16 protein-coding genes are annotated in these 15,343 nt (G+C 62.3%); 7 read left to right on the top strand and 9 right to left on the bottom strand.

What is annotated here, in order from left to right:
* Window positions 1–41: 41 nt before the first annotated feature.
* The 4 genes from HB375_RS14035 (at window position 42) to HB375_RS14050 (ending at window position 3,117) form a co-directional block, all read left to right on the top strand.
* Window positions 42–512: a RidA family protein gene (locus tag HB375_RS14035; RefSeq protein ID WP_167673611.1), complete on the top strand. Its 471-nt coding sequence runs from the start codon at window positions 42–44 to the stop codon at window positions 510–512.
* Complete coding sequence (locus tag HB375_RS14040; RefSeq protein ID WP_167673612.1) at window positions 509–1,261, top strand: glycerophosphodiester phosphodiesterase family protein; 753 nt, start codon at window positions 509–511, stop codon at window positions 1,259–1,261. Before HB375_RS14035 ends, HB375_RS14040 begins: the two co-directional genes overlap by 4 nt.
* 116 nt (window positions 1,262–1,377) lie before the next feature.
* Window positions 1,378–2,559 (top strand): GNAT family N-acetyltransferase, encoded by a 1,182-nt coding sequence (locus HB375_RS14045; RefSeq protein WP_167673613.1) that lies wholly within the window; start codon window positions 1,378–1,380, stop codon window positions 2,557–2,559.
* Between the two features lie 72 nt (window positions 2,560–2,631).
* Window positions 2,632–3,117: a VOC family protein gene (locus HB375_RS14050; RefSeq protein ID WP_167673614.1), complete on the top strand. Its 486-nt coding sequence runs from the start codon at window positions 2,632–2,634 to the stop codon at window positions 3,115–3,117.
* Between the two features lie 99 nt (window positions 3,118–3,216).
* Here HB375_RS14050 and HB375_RS14055 read toward each other — a convergent pair whose 3' ends face one another.
* From HB375_RS14055 to HB375_RS14070, 4 genes are all read right to left on the bottom strand, one after another.
* Window positions 3,217–3,459, bottom strand: a complete 243-nt coding sequence (locus tag HB375_RS14055) for a hypothetical protein (RefSeq protein WP_167673615.1) — start codon at window positions 3,457–3,459, stop codon at window positions 3,217–3,219.
* The gene (gene clpA / locus HB375_RS14060) at window positions 3,456–5,924 is read right to left on the bottom strand and encodes an ATP-dependent Clp protease ATP-binding subunit ClpA (RefSeq protein WP_167673616.1); all 2,469 of its coding nucleotides are present in this window, start codon (window positions 5,922–5,924) and stop codon (window positions 3,456–3,458) included. The genes HB375_RS14055 and clpA overlap by 4 nt, the downstream gene beginning before the upstream one ends.
* Before the next feature lie 31 nt (window positions 5,925–5,955).
* The gene (clpS, locus tag HB375_RS14065) at window positions 5,956–6,345 is read right to left on the bottom strand and encodes an ATP-dependent Clp protease adapter ClpS (protein ID WP_167673754.1); all 390 of its coding nucleotides are present in this window, start codon (window positions 6,343–6,345) and stop codon (window positions 5,956–5,958) included.
* A gap of 252 nt (window positions 6,346–6,597) precedes the next feature.
* Window positions 6,598–6,933, bottom strand: a complete 336-nt coding sequence (locus HB375_RS14070; protein WP_167673617.1) for a phasin family protein — start codon at window positions 6,931–6,933, stop codon at window positions 6,598–6,600.
* 257 nt (window positions 6,934–7,190) lie between these two features.
* Between HB375_RS14070 and HB375_RS14075 the strand changes: the two genes are divergently transcribed.
* On the top strand, window positions 7,191–8,789 hold the full coding sequence (locus HB375_RS14075) for a serine hydrolase (RefSeq protein WP_167673618.1): 1,599 nt from the start codon (window positions 7,191–7,193) through the stop codon (window positions 8,787–8,789).
* Between the two features lie 64 nt (window positions 8,790–8,853).
* Here HB375_RS14075 and HB375_RS14080 read toward each other — a convergent pair whose 3' ends face one another.
* On the bottom strand, window positions 8,854–9,567 hold the full coding sequence (locus HB375_RS14080; RefSeq protein ID WP_167673619.1) for a DnaJ domain-containing protein: 714 nt from the start codon (window positions 9,565–9,567) through the stop codon (window positions 8,854–8,856).
* A gap of 128 nt (window positions 9,568–9,695) precedes the next feature.
* On the opposite strand from HB375_RS14080, the gene HB375_RS14085 reads away from it, so the two are divergent.
* Complete coding sequence (locus HB375_RS14085; RefSeq protein ID WP_246728498.1) at window positions 9,696–10,538, top strand: 4-phosphopantoate--beta-alanine ligase; 843 nt, start codon at window positions 9,696–9,698, stop codon at window positions 10,536–10,538.
* Here the strand turns inward: HB375_RS14085 and HB375_RS14090 are convergent.
* The 4 genes from HB375_RS14090 to HB375_RS14105 all read right to left on the bottom strand — a co-directional run bounded on the left by HB375_RS14090 (window position 10,518) and on the right by HB375_RS14105 (window position 13,736).
* Window positions 10,518–10,880, bottom strand: a complete 363-nt coding sequence (locus tag HB375_RS14090) for a hypothetical protein (RefSeq protein WP_167673621.1) — start codon at window positions 10,878–10,880, stop codon at window positions 10,518–10,520. The two genes, HB375_RS14085 and HB375_RS14090, sit on opposite strands and share 21 nt — an antisense overlap.
* A gap of 81 nt (window positions 10,881–10,961) precedes the next feature.
* The gene (locus HB375_RS14095) at window positions 10,962–11,222 is read right to left on the bottom strand and encodes a hypothetical protein (protein ID WP_167673622.1); all 261 of its coding nucleotides are present in this window, start codon (window positions 11,220–11,222) and stop codon (window positions 10,962–10,964) included.
* Window positions 11,223–11,245: 23 nt separating this feature from the next.
* A complete protein-coding gene (locus tag HB375_RS14100; RefSeq protein WP_167673623.1) occupies window positions 11,246–11,683 on the bottom strand; it encodes a DUF1489 family protein in 438 nt (145 codons plus the stop codon).
* Between the two features lie 55 nt (window positions 11,684–11,738).
* On the bottom strand, window positions 11,739–13,736 hold the full coding sequence (locus HB375_RS14105) for an acetyl/propionyl/methylcrotonyl-CoA carboxylase subunit alpha (protein WP_167673624.1): 1,998 nt from the start codon (window positions 13,734–13,736) through the stop codon (window positions 11,739–11,741).
* A gap of 318 nt (window positions 13,737–14,054) precedes the next feature.
* Here HB375_RS14105 and HB375_RS14110 point away from each other — a divergent pair, with 318 nt between their 5' ends.
* On the top strand, window positions 14,055–15,341 hold the full coding sequence (locus HB375_RS14110; protein ID WP_167673755.1) for an Nramp family divalent metal transporter: 1,287 nt from the start codon (window positions 14,055–14,057) through the stop codon (window positions 15,339–15,341).
* Window positions 15,342–15,343: the final 2 nt, after the last annotated feature.

A 15,343-nucleotide genomic window follows, 5' to 3' on the forward strand; every position in this document is an offset into this window, starting at 1 on the left:
CCACAAGATTTCCCCGGATTATCGCAAGCCGAGGTTTTCACATGAGCGCTGTCGACAAGAAACTTCAGGAACTGGGGATCACCCTGCCGACCCCGGCCGCCCCGGTGGCCAACTACGTGCCCTACGTCCGCACAGGGAACCTCATCATTATTTCGGGCCAGCTCTGCCTCGGCCTCGACGGCAAGCTCGCCGACGCCCACAAGGGCAAGCTCGGTGGGGAAATCTCTCCCGAGGTAGGCCAGCAGGCCGCGCGCCTGTGCGCCATCAACCTGCTTGCCCAGTTGAAGGCCGCTGTCGGCGACCTCGACCGGGTGGTGCGTTGCGCGCGCCTCGGCGGCTTCATCAACGCCGTGCCGACCTTTGCGGGCCTTGCTCCCGTCATGAACGGCGCGTCTGACCTGATGGTCGAGGCGCTGGGCGACAAGGGCCGCCATGCCCGCTCCACCGTCGGCGTCGCGGAGCTTCCGCTCGATGCCTGCGTCGAAGTCGAAGGAATGTTTGAAGTCCAATGAGCACGCCCAGCTGGATCGTCGCCAAGCCCATCGCCCATCGCGGCTTGCATGACAAAGCCAACGGCGTGATCGAGAACACCATCTCGGCCGCGGAAGCCGCCATCGCGCGCGGCTTCCCGATCGAATGCGATGTTCAGCTCACCGCCGACGGCGAGGCCATCGTCTTCCACGATTTCGAACTCGACCGTCTCACGGGCGATAGCGGCCTCGTCATCGAGCGCAATCTCTCGAACCTGAACGGCATCGACATCAAGGGCGCTGTCGGCGGGGACAAGATCCCCTCTCTCAAGCAGTTCCTCGATCGGATCGCCGGGCGAGTGCCGCTGATCATCGAGATCAAGAGCAAGTTCAACGGCGATCTGCGGTTGACGAAGCGTGCCTGCGAGATCCTCGCCGACTACAAAGGCCCGTTCGTAGTGAAGTCGTTCGACCCGGTCATCGTGACCGCGTTGAAGACGCTCGCACCGCATTTCGCGCGCGGCATCATCGCCGAGTTGCACTACGCCTCGAAGACCGACGAGATCCTCTCGCCAGAAATGAAGTTCCAGCTCGCGAACCTGCTCCATCTCGGAGAGTCGCAGCCGCACTTCCTGTCCTGGCACGTGAAGGACCTTCCTTCCGCTCCGGCCTATCTGTGCAAGCTCCTGGGCAACATGCCGGTCATGACCTGGACCGTGCGCAACCCGGAAGATCGCGCCCGCGCCGAAAAGCACGCGGATCAGATGATCTTCGAGGGTTTCCTGCCTTAACCACCGTTGTCATGGCCGGGCTCGTCCCGGCCATCTCGAGAGATGGTCTCTGCAATTGCGAGGATCCCGCCGTGTCCTTATCTTGAGGACTCAAACGGCGGGATCTTTCTTTTAGCGTGACCTTCCAAGTCAAAATCGCCCAAGGCCTTAAGGCCGTTCCCGCCGCTGCGTGGGATTCCTGCGCCCTGCCCGGCCAAGAGCTGAACCCTGGCGGCGAGCCATTCAATCCCTTCGTCTCGCATGCTTTCCTCTCCGCATTGGAAGACTCCGGCTGCGTCGGACCCAAGACCGGCTGGACGCCGCTGCATGTGCTGGTGGAGGATAAGGCCGGCACGCTCGTCGGCGCCACGCCCTGCTATCTCAAAAGCCACTCGCTCGGCGAATATGTCTTCGACCACGCCTGGGCCGATGCCTACACGCGGGCTGGCGGCCATTACTATCCCAAGCTTCAGGTCGCGGTGCCGTTTACCCCGGTGACTGGCCCGCGCCTCCTGGTGCCGCCGGGACCACAGGCCGTCGACATCAGGGCGCATCTGATCGCGGGCTTGCGCGCGCTGCGGGACCAGACCGGCGCCTCGTCGATCCACGCCACGTTCCTGCAAGAAGCGGACATCGCGGCCTTCACCTCGAACGGTTTCTTGCGGCGCGACGATCAGCAGTTTCACTGGTTCAATGACGACTACGAAACATTCGAGGACTTCCTCGCCGCCCTCGCCTCGCGCAAGCGTAAGGCCATCCGGCGCGAAAGGCGCGAGGCCTTGGCGAGCGGCATCACCATCGAATGGCTGACCGGCGCTGCGATCACCGAAGCCCATTGGGATGCGTTTTTCGCCTTCTACATGGATACCGGATCGCGCAAATGGGGCCGTCCCTATCTCAACCGCCGTTTCTTTTCACTGATCGGCGAGCGCATGGCGGATCGCGTGCTGCTGGTCATGGCGAAGCGCGAAGGGCGCTACATTGCAGGGGCAATCAACTTCATCGGCAACAAGCGCCTTTATGGGCGCAACTGGGGATGCATCGAGGATCATCCCTTCCTGCATTTCGAGGTCTGCTATTACCAGGCCATCGAATTCGCCATCGCGCACGGGCTCGACAGGGTCGAGGCTGGTGCGCAGGGCGAGCACAAGCTCGCTCGAGGCTATCGGCCCGTCATCACCTCGTCCGCCCATGACATCGCCGATCCCGGCCTGCGGCGGGCGGTGAAGGCCTATCTTGACCAGGAACGCCGGTACGTCTCCGAGGCGGTCGACGAATTGGCCTCAGCGTCTCCGTTCCGGCATGGGGATGAGGAATAGAGGCCTGACATTTCGCTCTCGCCGTCTATGTTTGAATCGGCACAGCCGTTCCGGCGAGGAGAGAGATTGGTCATGCAGAAGATCACCCCGTTCCTGTGGTTCGACACAGAAGCCGAAGAGGCGATGAACTTCTACGTCTCGGTCTTCAAGAACGCGAAGGCCGGCAAAGTCACGCGTTATGGGGATTCCGGACCGGGACCGGCGGGCAAAGTGATGACGGCGTCATTCGAATTGAATGGCGTGCCATTCACCGCCCTGAACGGCGGCCCCCAATTCAAGTTCAACGAGGCGATCTCATTCGTCGTGCATTGCCAGGACCAGGCAGAAGTGGACGAATTGTGGGAGAAGCTCTCCGAGGGCGGTGAACAAAGGCCCTGCGCCTGGCTGAAGGACAAATTCGGCATCTCGTGGCAGATCGTGCCGACCGTGATGATCGAGATGCTCAGCGAGCCCGATCCGGCAAAATCCAAGCGAGTCATGGAAGCGATGCTTCAGATGACGAAGATCGACATCGCGACCTTGAAGCGGGCTATGAAGGCTAGCCCGCTGCCAGCTTAGAGCATTTTCCGACGAAGTGAACACCGGTTCGGCGAAGAAAATGCGGCAAGAACAATAAGATAGAGCATCCGATCTGATCGTGTCAGATCGAAAAATGCTCTAGAGCGCCGACCGGATCGTGCTGAGGCCGTTCACGACGGCGCCGGTGGACGTGCCTAGCGCATTCAGGGTCAGTTCGACCATCCAGTAGCAGCCGACAAGAATTGCCGGCACGAGGACCCACGCGAGAATTTCCTCGAACCAGACGCGGCGGCGACGCCGTGCCCGGCGCCTTTCGCGCCCGGACGGCTTCGTTTTTGCGAAGGAAGCCTCAAGCGGGCCCTGATGCAGATCGGTCGTCATGCCTTAACCAGTGGAACTTTCGGGACGGTACGGATACCTCCTCCGTTGTTACCACCAGAACCTTTCGGTTTCGACGACTTTTTCGGCTTCGACGGAGAGGCCGATTTCGCCCGTGGCTTCCGCTTCTTGGCGGCAACCGACACATCCTTCTCGGGCTTCGGCTTCACCGGCCCTTCGGGATATTCGAAGCCGAGCGTCTGAAGCCCGATTTCGTCGGTTTTCACGATCACCCGAACCGCGCCGCCATCCTTCAGGCGGCCGAACAGCACATCGTCCGCGAGCGGCGTCTTGATGGTCATCTGGATCAGACGGGCCATCGGGCGTGCGCCCATGGCTTCATCATATCCGTGCTCCACCAGCCAGTCGCGCGCCTCTTCGGTCAGCTCGATGGTGACGTTACGGTCCGCGAGCTGTGCCTCCAGCTGCAGGACGAACTTGTCGACGACTTTCTCCACGACCTCCTTCGGCAGGTGGCCGAAGGAGATGATGGCATCGAGGCGGTTGCGGAATTCCGGCGAGAACAGCTTGTTGACCGCCTCGGTGTCGTCCCCTTCCCGCTTCGTGCGCGTGAAGCCATAGGCTGGACGCGCCATGTCGGCGGCGCCCGCATTCGTGGTCATGATGATGACGACGTTGCGGAAATCGACCTGCTTGCCGTTGTGATCCGTCAGCTTCCCGTGATCCATGATCTGCAGCAGGATGTTGAACAGATCCGGGTGCGCCTTCTCGATCTCGTCGAGGAGGAGCACACAATGCGGATGCTGGTCGATGCCGTCGGTCAGGAGACCGCCCTGGTCGAAGCCCACATAGCCGGGAGGCGCGCCGATCAGGCGGCTGACGGTGTGCCGCTCCATGTATTCCGACATGTCGAAGCGCAGAAGCTCGACACCGAGCGAAACGGCCAGCTGCTTTGCGACCTCGGTTTTGCCGACGCCCGTGGGGCCGGCAAAGAGATACGCGCCGATGGGCTTCTCGGGGTCACGCAGGCCCGCACGAGCGAGCTTGATCGCCGAGGTCAACGCATCGATGGCCTTGTCCTGGCCATAGACGACCCGCTTGAGGGTTTCCTGCAGATGCGCCAGCACCTCCGCGTCGTCCTTCGACACGGTCTTGGGCGGAATGCGAGCCATCGTGGCGACGGTCGCCTCGATTTCCTTGAGGCCGATGGTCTTCTTCCGCTTGTTCTCAGGCAGAAGCATCTGCGACGCGCCGGTTTCATCGATCACGTCGATGGCCTTGTCCGGCAACTTGCGGTCGTTGATGTAGCGCGCGGACAACTCCACCGCCGCCTTCACCGCCTCGTTGGTGTAACGAAGCTTGTGGAACTCCTCGAAATAGGGCTTCAGGCCCTTCACGATCTCGATGGCATCCGGGACCGAAGGCTCATTGACGTCGATCTTCTGGAAGCGACGGACAAGCGCCCGGTCCTTCTCGAAATACTGGCGGTATTCCTTGTAGGTGGTCGAGCCGATGCAGCGCAGCGTTCCCTGCGCGAGCGCGGGCTTGAGCAGGTTCGACGCGTCCATGGCGCCACCCGAGGTCGCGCCCGCGCCGATCACCGTGTGGATTTCGTCGATGAACATAATGGCCTTGGGATGGGCCTCGATTTCCTTCATTACCTGCTTCAGGCGCTCTTCAAAGTCGCCGCGATAGCGGGTGCCGGCGAGCAGCGTGCCCATGTCGAGGGCGAAGACCGTGGCGTCTTTCAGCACCTCCGGCACCTCGCCGCGCACGATCTTGCGGGCAAGGCCTTCCGCGATGGCGGTCTTACCGACACCGGGATCGCCGACGAGGAGCGGGTTGTTCTTCTGACGGCGGCACAGAACCTGAATCGTGCGCTGCACCTCCGCCTCGCGGCCGATCAGCGGATCGATCTTTCCGTCCTTCGCCTTCTTGTTGAGGTTGACGCAGTAAGCTTCAAGCGCATCGCCCTTTTTCTTCGGACGGGCCTCGGTCTCCTCCTGGGTCGGACGCTCGTTCGCCTCCTCCTCGACACCGCGCGGCGCGCGGCCCTCCGAAAGGCCCGGACGCTTGGCGATGCCGTGGCTGATGTAGTTCACCGCATCGTAGCGGGTCATATCCTGCTCCTGCAGGAAATAGGCCGCATGGCTCTCCCGCTCGGCGAAGATGGCGACGAGGACATTGGCTCCCGTCACCTCATCGCGCCCGGAGGACTGGACATGAATGACCGCGCGCTGGATGACCCGCTGGAATCCCGCCGTCGGCTTGGAATCCTGCCGCCCATCGGCCACCAGATTGGCCAGCTCGCTATCGACGTATTCGACGAGGTTGCGGCGCAGGATATCTAGGTCGACGTTACAAGCCCGCATGACCGCCGCCGCATCCTGATCATCGAGCAGCGCGAGCAGCAGGTGCTCCAGGGTCGCGTATTCGTGGCGGCGCTCGCCGGCGAGAGCGAGAGCTCGGTGGAGGGCTTGTTCAAGACTGCGAGAAAAGCTCGGCAACGGCTTGTCCTTTAAGAGACGGATGTCTCGGCTAGTTCTTTTCCATAACGCATTGCAGAGGGTGCTGGTGCTTCCGGGCGAAATCCATCACCTGGGTCACCTTCGTCTCCGCGACTTCGTAGGTAAAAACTCCACATTCGCCCACGCCGTTCTGGTGGACGTGCAGCATGATGCGGGTCGCGTCCTCGCGGTTCTTGTTGAAGAAGCGTTCCAGCACATGCACCACGAACTCCATGGGCGTGTAGTCATCGTTTAAAAGCAGAACACGATATAAGTTAGGCCGCTTGGTACGCGGTTTGGCTTTCGTGACGATTGCGGTACTGGAACGACCGCCATCGTCCCCGCCAGGAGGCTCCGACCCGGCGGACGATTGAAGAATTTGGTTCGACCGGGCTGACGTGCCCCTGACTAACCGCAGCATGATAATCCGACCGAGCCTCGTTATTGGTTTCCCGCCCTGGGACGCGGCGAGTTCCGCCACCCCAGTTCACTCCAAATGTATAGTCGCAGCGTTCGGTTCGCTAGATCAACCAGATGGGTCGTCGCAGGCTGGGCCGAGAACCCGGCCCCCTTGGCAGCCCTTGGAAATTCAGTCGCGATCACCCGACCGTGAATAAAAAATGCCCGGCACGAAGGCCGGGCATGAAAACCGATCAGGCGATGCGGTTGCGCGTCAGGCCTTGGTCGCTTTCGCGACAAAGCCCTCGTAAGGCTTCAACGTCTCGGTCGCGAGGGCGGAATAGAGCACGCTCATCTTGGCCGACTGGCTCACGAGGCTGTCATAGGCCCCCTTCACATAGTCGGTCTGAACCTCGACGGCCTTGTCGATGGTTCGCACGCCGAAAAGCTTTTCCACCGCCGAGGAGCCCTGCTCGAACGTCTTGCGGGCGTATTCAGCGGACTCGGCTGCAATAGCCTGAGCGTTGCTCGACAAGGCGCCAAGAGAGCGCATCGCGGCGTCCATACTGTCCTGACCGAACTTCTGAATCTCATCGAACGACTGAATCATCTTGAACCTCGGCTCGTTTAAGGCTTCACTGTAACAAAAGCTCGCCAAATGAAGCGACAGGGGACCATATGTGCACTGCAGCAAATTTGTCAAGAAAATTGTGCATCGCACAATGAACTGCCGCCCGCCGCGCAGCTGTTAACCCGCCCGTAACCGCACCCACTTACCTTCAGAGACTGTGTCGCCCCGGCAACGAACTCCTCAAGGAGCGACGGGTGCGAGTGCCTGATGCCAGACGAAACAGGGACTGTTGCAGGATGAATTCGGTTTGGGTCGGACGTGGAAAAGCCCTGGCCTTCGTGGGCATCGCCGCGTCTCTCGCCATTGTTCTCGCCTCTCCTGCTGAGGCGGCCCGCCGCAAGGCAAGGCATGCCGGAGGCAGCTACACGCCTCCGACGGCATCTCTGGTCGTCGACGCGAAGACGGGAAAGGTTCTCGAAGCCGAGAACGCCGACGCCCTGCGTCATCCGGCGTCGATCACCAAAGTCATGACGCTCTACCTGCTGTTCGAGCAGTTGGAACGCGGCAAGCTCACGCTTAACTCCGAGCTTCGCATTTCCGCCAACGCGGCGCGACAAGCTCCCTCGAAACTCGGTCTGTCCCCGGGCAGTACCATCGAGGTCGAGGACGCGATCAAGGCGCTTGTCACCAAGTCGGCCAACGACATCGCCGTCGCGGTCGCCGAGAACCTGGCCGGGACGGAACAGGAATTCGCCGAGCAGATGACGCGGAAAGCGCGTGCTCTCGGCATGACCAAGACGGTCTATCGCAACGCCTCCGGTCTTCCGAACCCCGGGCAGGTCACGACCGCCCGTGATCTCGTGACCCTCGGCCGCGCGATCCAGGACCGGTTCCCGAAATACTACCCCTATTTCAGCACGCACGTTTTCAATTTTGACGGCGCGAGCCATCGCAACCACAACCGCCTCCTTGGCCGTGTGGAAGGCGTCGACGGCATCAAGACCGGATTTGTCAACGCGTCGGGCTTCAACGTCCTGACCAACGTCAAGACCGAGAACCGTCACCTCGTTGCGGTCGTGCTCGGCGGGCGTTCCGCCGCCAGCCGCGACAACACCATGGCTGCGCTCATCGAAGACAACCTGCCGCAAGCCTATGCCGGCCTGCGGACGGCTCCGCTCGTCACCGAGAACGGCGGCGGCGCTCGCCCGGTCGTCGTGGCGGACGCCTCGCCGGCTCCGGCGGTGCCTGCGAGTGCGACCACGGAAACGACTGCGGCTGCCGAACCCGCGCCGGCTCCCCCGGCAGCTCCGGCCCGCAAGCCGCTCGACCTGAATTCGCTGCGTCCGGTCGTCGCCTCGGCCACCGGTGCCAGCTCGACGACAACCCCGTCCTCCGCGCCGGCCGTTCGCTGGCAGAAGGGCGCGGATCCCCTGCCCTTGAACACCCAGGCTTACGCGCCCCTGCCCTCGGAACCGGCTATGGACCAGCCGACGGCCGACCAGAAGGCCGCGCTCCAGGCCAGGATCGAGGCGAAGATGACCGAAGCGGCCGCCGTGCCGCCGCCGGCTCCGCCCGCGCCGATCAAGACCGCTGCTCTAAAGGTCGAAGCCCCGAAGGCCGAGATTGCCGAGCCGAAGAAGCCCACGATCACTGGCTGGATCATCCAGCTTGGTGCGACGGATGACGAGGCCAAGGCGAAGGCCATGCTCGATTCCGCCCGCTCGCGCGTCGGCAAGCTTCTAGCGAAGGCGTCGCCCTTCACGGAAAAAGTGACCAAGGACGGCAGCACCCTTTACCGCGCCCGCTTCTCCGGCTTCCCGGAATCGGACGATGCGGAGCAAGCCTGCAAGGCGCTCAAGAAGAGCGGATTTGCCTGCTTCGCGTCACGCGGCTGAAAACTTTAGCGACGGCGTGCGTTTCTCGCCGTCGCACCCCACCAACCGGATCGCGCGTGGAGTATCAGCGATGTCGGCCCAACAGAACTTCTCTCGCCTGATTGACCCGGGCAGCCAGATAAGCCGTCCCGCCTTGGTCGGGATGGAGCTTCTTAATGAGCGTCCGATGAGCCTGTCGGACCTCGTCGAGGCTCGCGCCCGGCTGAAGCCCCAGGATCTGGTAGGCTTCATCTTTCGACATCGCGCCCGCCTGCGCCTGAGTGCGCGTCCGCGTGTCGCGATCTCCCTGAGCGTCTTCACGCCAGCCGGAAAACCGGCGGTCAAAATAAGCCTCTAGAAGCGGAACCCCTTCCGGGTCGAGCGCAGAACATTCCTCATAAAGACGGCGCAGGCTTTCCTGATCCAACGCAGACAGCCTGCGCCCGATATAAGCGCCCGCAAGAACGCTGCCCTCAACGGCGCCGGTGGCGTGGTCGATTTCCATCTCGATCATGGCGGAGCGAATTCGCGAGAAGCGCCCCGGCTCGCCTGCAGACGTCTTGCGCCAGGGGCCTATAAACCTGAGGCCATCCCACCCTAACGCCCAGGCCGCGAAAGCACCCAAGAGAAGCGCCATGTCGATGCGGCCCCGCAGCCCTAGGACAAGCGCCGCGCCAAGGGCGAGCACGCCTCCCACAATCTTGACCGCTTTTGCGACCGCCACCGTGTCCGAGCGCATGAAGACTTTGCTGAGCCACCACACCAGCGCCACGGCGGCAATTCCATAGAGAAGCATCATGGACGTTCTTCCTCCCCCGTCATGTGGGCGGGCTTGCGGCACTTGTAAATGCGTCGGAGGATGAAGTTTGCGCAGTTCACAGGGCTTTGCTGGGCACGAAGCTGCTTCATAACCGCCAGGGGACCATGATGCCGGCACCCGTTATCGACAATGTCAGCGCCCTTCGAAAGGCGGTTTCCGAATGGCGGCGCGAGAGCCAAACCATTGCGCTCGTTCCGACGCGCAGGGCGCTCCATGAAGGGCATCTCTCCCTGGTGAGGATCGCACGGCAGGAGGCCAACCGCGTCATCGTCTCGCTTCTGCCTGATCATGGGATCGACATGGCGAGGAAGGTGGAAGAGAGCAGCCGCAAATTGTCCGGCCTCGCCGATATCGTCTTCGCTCCGCCCCTATCCACAATGGTGCGCGAAAGGGAGTACACGACCGTCACTCTCTCAGGCCCTGCCGAGGCGGGACTTGAGGATCGGTTCGACCCTGACCATTTCCGCGGCGCTGCGACCATGGCCGCGAAGCTCTTCAATCTCGCGCATCCGGACATCGCCGTTCTCGGAGAGAAGCATTATCAGGAGCTTCTGGTCGTCAGACGGATGACGGAAGATCTGCATTTCCCCGTCCGCATCGTGTCGGGACCCATTTTACGCGAGGCGGGCGGCCTCGCCGTCTCCGCGCGCAACCGGCACCTGTCGAAGGATCACCGGGCTCACGCGGCCATTCTCTTTCAGACATTGAAATCCTGCGCCGAGGGACTGAGTGCCGGCGACGCCATGGCGGATGTTCTGGAAGCGGGATGGGCCGTTTTGTCGAAAGCCGATTTCAAGGTCGATTACCTGGACGCGCGCGACGCGCTCACATTGGCTCCGGCCTCGCAATCGTCCGGGTCGCTTCGCCTTTTCGTCGCGGCTCGACTGGGCGCGACGCGTCTCATCGACAACGTCGCGATCCCGCAGTTCTCAATGCAATCGTCGCGTTGATTTACGCTCGCTCTCGCGCTCCCAGGTGCGGACAGTGACGCCATTGACACCCACATCATGCAATCTGTCGCTCAGATCGATGAAGTGCTGTTCGGTCATCGCCAGATCGACCTCGCTTTGGCCGATCTCGATCGTTTCGGGCTCAAGTTCGGAAGCCGCGTAGCGTTCAAAAGCCGCGGACATCTCCGCATAGGCGAACGCTACGGGAAGGGTTCGGAAGATGGTGGAAAAATCCTCGTCCAGTGCTCCGGTTTCCAGATCGCGCATTTGGACGAGATAACCGTCAGCGTGCTCGCAGACTTCGTAACGCCAGTGTCGGCCCTCAGATGCTGTTAGAAGCATGGCAACCTCCACTCGACTGAACTGCTAAGCTAATGCGAATCCCGGCTTCGCGGTTCCATGCTGGAGGGGTTCACGAAATTGCTAACGGCGGACTCCATAGTCCACGCGGACCCGGCCACCGACCTTCACCGCCGTGCCGTTGCCGACATCGATAAAGCCTTGATTGGCCTTCACATAGTCCGTTCTTTCACCCTGTGTCGACTTGGTCTTGACTACGTCCTTGCACTCGGGCGGCACCTGCACGCGGACACCCGGCGGCAGGTCGGGCATGCGGCACTCTTTCGCAACCGCGGAGCCGGTGCCCATGAGCAGAAGGGCGACAACGGGCAGAAGCTTTGTCATGGATATCCTCGCCTGACGATACGTCACAGAAGGCCGAGTTCGGCCAGCTGCCGGCGCATCTCTTCCGGCATCTTAGCGAGATCGCCCGCCTTTGTGTCAATGTCACGCGGCGCATCCTTGGCGGCGAGATAGCGCCAGCCTTGGAAAGCCCGGTAAGGGCGTGGTTCTACGGGAACGACCTTGGGGTCGAGCACCAGATGGCAGCGTCCGATTCCCTCTCCATCCGTGAAGGGGCGAATGTCAAGCAGCGCCTGGCGCGCCGCCACCTGCCCCTTAATGACCCAGTAGAGCGAGCCGCCATCGAGCAATTCGTCGATACGCTTGGGCACCATACGCGTGGTGTGCGTCTGCTCATACTCCCGGCCGAGCCGCCTGTGGAGCAACCGGTTTTCCTCGATCCAGTCCACGAGATCGGTAATCGACTCGCAGCCGACGCAGAGTTTGATGAGGTGAAGTGCCATCAGGAAAATTCAATCACATGTCGATGCGGGACAAAATCAGGCGACGCGCCGCATCTCAAGCCTCTGTTTTGAGAACAATCAGGCGCGCCCCTTCGGCAACCTGCGCCCCGGGCTCGGCCGCGATCTCCGCGACCTCGCCGTCGGTCGGCGCGGTCAGCGCGTGCTCCATCTTCATGGCCTCGACGATGGCAAGCCGCTGCCCTTTCTCGACCTTGTCGCCGGGCTTGACGAAAAGCGCAATCAGCTTGCCGTGCATCGGAGCCTTGATCGTGCCGCCGCCATTGGCGTGTTCGAGATCAACATCGAACGGATCGTGCGGCGCGACGCGGGTTTGACGCCCATCGCTCAGCACTATGACACCGTCATCCGTCAGCACGAAGCGGCGCGGATCTGCGGGCAGGTAATCGCCCAAAAGATGCGAAACGCCACCGCCGAAGCGCACAACGACATCAACATCGTCGGAGGCTGAAAGGGACCATTCGAGCCCTGCATCCGTGCGCTCGCCGTCGACCTTGATCGTCATGCCCTCACGGCGGGGACCGGAGAGCTGGAAGGCGTCGTGGTCGCCCCAAGGCGACGGCACCGGCCCCTCGTAGATCGCCGCCTTGTAGCCCCGCTCCTCGAACTCATGCTCGATCAACTTGAGCACGCCAAGCCGCACGGCTTGCGCATCTATCTCGTGCGCGACCGCGCCGAGACTATCCATGTTGCGGTCGATGAAGCCGGTATCGAACTGCCCTGCCCTAAACTCCTTCGCCTCGCACAGCTTCTTGAGGAAGGCGATGTTCGTCTTCGGCCCCGCGACGATGGTTTCGCCAAGCGCCTCGGCAAGACGGCTCAGCGCCTCGTCGCGCGTTGCGCCATGCGCGATCACCTTCGCGATCATCGGATCGTAATAAGGCGTCACCTCGTCACCGGCCTCGACGCCGGTATCGATGCGAAGCCCCTCGCCTTCGGGAAACTCCAAAGCCCAGAGCTTTCCAGTCGAGGGCAAGAACTCCTTTTCCGGGTCTTCCGCATAAAGCCGCGCCTCGACCGCATGGCCATTGATAGCAAGGTCGTCCTGCGAGAACGGCAGCGCCTCGCCGGAGGCGACGCGGAATTGCAACTCGACGAGATCAAGCCCGGTGATCGCCTCCGTCACCGGATGCTCGACCTGAAGCCGGGTGTTCATTTCCATGAAATAGAAGCGGTCAGGCCGCAGCCCCTCGCGGCCATCCGCAATGAACTCGATCGTACCCGCGCCGACATAGCCGACCGCTCGGGCCGCCTCGACGGCGGCCTTGCCCATGATGGCGCGCATGTCGGGCGTCATGCCGGGTGCCGGCGCTTCCTCGATCACCTTCTGATGACGGCGCTGGAGCGAGCAATCGCGCTCGAAGAGATGGACCACGTTGCCGTGTTTGTCGGCAAAGACCTGAATCTCGATGTGGCGCGGCGAGAGAATGTATTTTTCCACCAGCACGCGCGGATCGCCGAAGGCATTTTGGGCCTCGCGTTGGGCGCTTTCGAGCGCCGCGTCGAAATCCGCCGCCTTGTCGACGCGGCGCATGCCCTTGCCGCCACCGCCCGCCACCGCCTTGATGAGCACCGGGTAGCCGACCTCATAAGCCTTCTGGCGCAAGAATTCCGGATCCTGCTTCGCGCCATGATAGCCCGGCACGACGGGCACGTGAGCCTGCTGCACCAGCGCCTTGGCCGCGTCCTTCAACCCCATGGCCTTGATGGCGGATGCCGGCGGGCCGACGAAGACGATGCCGTTCTCCGCGCAAGCTTGCGCAAACTCCACGCGCTCGGACAGGAAGCCATAGCCGGGATGAATCGAAGCAGCCCGCGTGCGCTTGGCGACCTCGATGATCTTGTCGATTTGCAGGTAGCTCTCCCGTGCCGGCGGCGGGCCGATCAGGTGGGCCTCGTCGGCCATCTGCACGAAGAGCGCGTTTTTGTCGGCCTCGGAATAGACCGCGATGGTGCGCATTCCCAGCCGCTTGGCGGTTCGGATGATGCGGCACGCGATCTCGCCGCGATTGGCGATCAGGACACTCTCAAGCATGATCCATCCCTTTATCCGAGGCCCAAAGGCTCAGGTGTCGCTCAGCTAGAGCAAAACAAGGAAGCGTTGTCACGCACCTTCCCTTTCGCCTTTTGGATGGCCTTGAGGCATCGTCGGCGAGCTGAGCCGCACCTTTTTTCCAAAAGCTTGCACATCGATCCGCTCATTCCGCCAAAATTTTCCGAAAATGTCTCTTGCGACGCTCCGCGCTTCCCATTAGCCTTCACTTGCAACTAATTCGCAACTGCAGAAAGAGCCATGGATCAGCCGGTCTCCCGCCCCCTTGTGCCCGAAGCCGGATGGCGTCGCGGCCAGCTCATGCCGCCTTTGCCGGAAGTGAATCGGTCGATTGCGGTGCGGTCCGGCTCAGCCTGGAAGCGGGCCGCGGCCTTTTTCGGGCCAGGCTACCTCGTGGCCGTCGGCTATATGGACCCCGGCAACTGGGCCACGTCGCTCGCGGGCGGCTCGAAATATGGCTATGCCCTGCTCTCGGTGGCGCTGATCTCCAATTTCATGGCGATCATCCTGCAAGCGCTCTGCGCGCGCCTTGCGGTCGCCTCGGGCCGAGACCTGGCGCAAGCCTGCCGCGACGCTTATCCGCGCCCCGTCGCCTGGGGGCTTTGGGTGCTGGCGGAACTCGCCATCTGCGCCACGGATATGGCGGAGGTCATCGGCACCGCGATCGGCCTCAATCTGCTCTTCGGCATCCCGCTCGAAATCGGCGTCATCATCACCGCCCTCGATGTTTTCCTCATCCTCTACCTGCAAAAGCTCGGCTTCCGCTGGGTCGAGGCATTCATCATCACCCTGCTCGGTGTGATCGCCGTCTGCTTCGGCATTCAAATCGCGCTCGCCGATCCGCATTGGGGAAGCGTTATTCAGGGCTTCGCACCGACCAGGGAAATCTTCTCCAACCCGGACATGCTCTATCTCGCGCTCGGCATCCTCGGCGCGACCGTGATGCCGCATAACCTCTATCTGCATTCAGGCATCGTGCAGACGCGGGCCTATGGCGAGACTCTCCCCGAGCGCCGCGAAGCCATGCGCTTTGCCACCCTCGATTCGACAATTGCGCTGATGTTCGCGCTGACCATCAACGCGTCGCTCCTGATCCTCGCCGCCGCCGCGTTCCACGGCACCGGACGCACAGAAGTCGCGGAACTGGGCGATGCGCATTCCCTGCTGCAACCGCTGCTCGGCACCGCCATTGCCCCCATGCTATTCGGCTTGTCGCTGCTCTGCTGCGGCCTCAACTCCACGGTCACCGCGACCATGGCGGGGCAGATCGTCATGGAGGGCTTCATCAACTTTCGCATGGCTCCTTGGCTGCGCCGCCTCGTCACGCGCGGCCTCGCCATCATCCCGGCGGCAGCCGTCACCATCGCCTATGGCGAGAGCGGGAGTGGCAAGCTCCTGATCTTCAGCCAGGTGGTCTTGAGCCTGCAACTCCCCTTCGCCGTCGTGCCCCTGGTGACGCTCACCGCCTCGAAGGCGAAGATGGGCGCCCTTGTCGCACCGCGCTGGCTGACCGCGCTGGCGGGCCTAATCGCGGTGATCATCATCGGGCTGAACTTGAAGCTTTTGTTGGATTTTGTGGTGGGGTGAAT

It is taken from the genome of Microvirga terricola (assembly GCF_011777495.1).
In the GTDB taxonomy this organism is placed as follows: Bacteria; Pseudomonadota; Alphaproteobacteria; order Rhizobiales; family Beijerinckiaceae; genus Microvirga; species Microvirga terricola.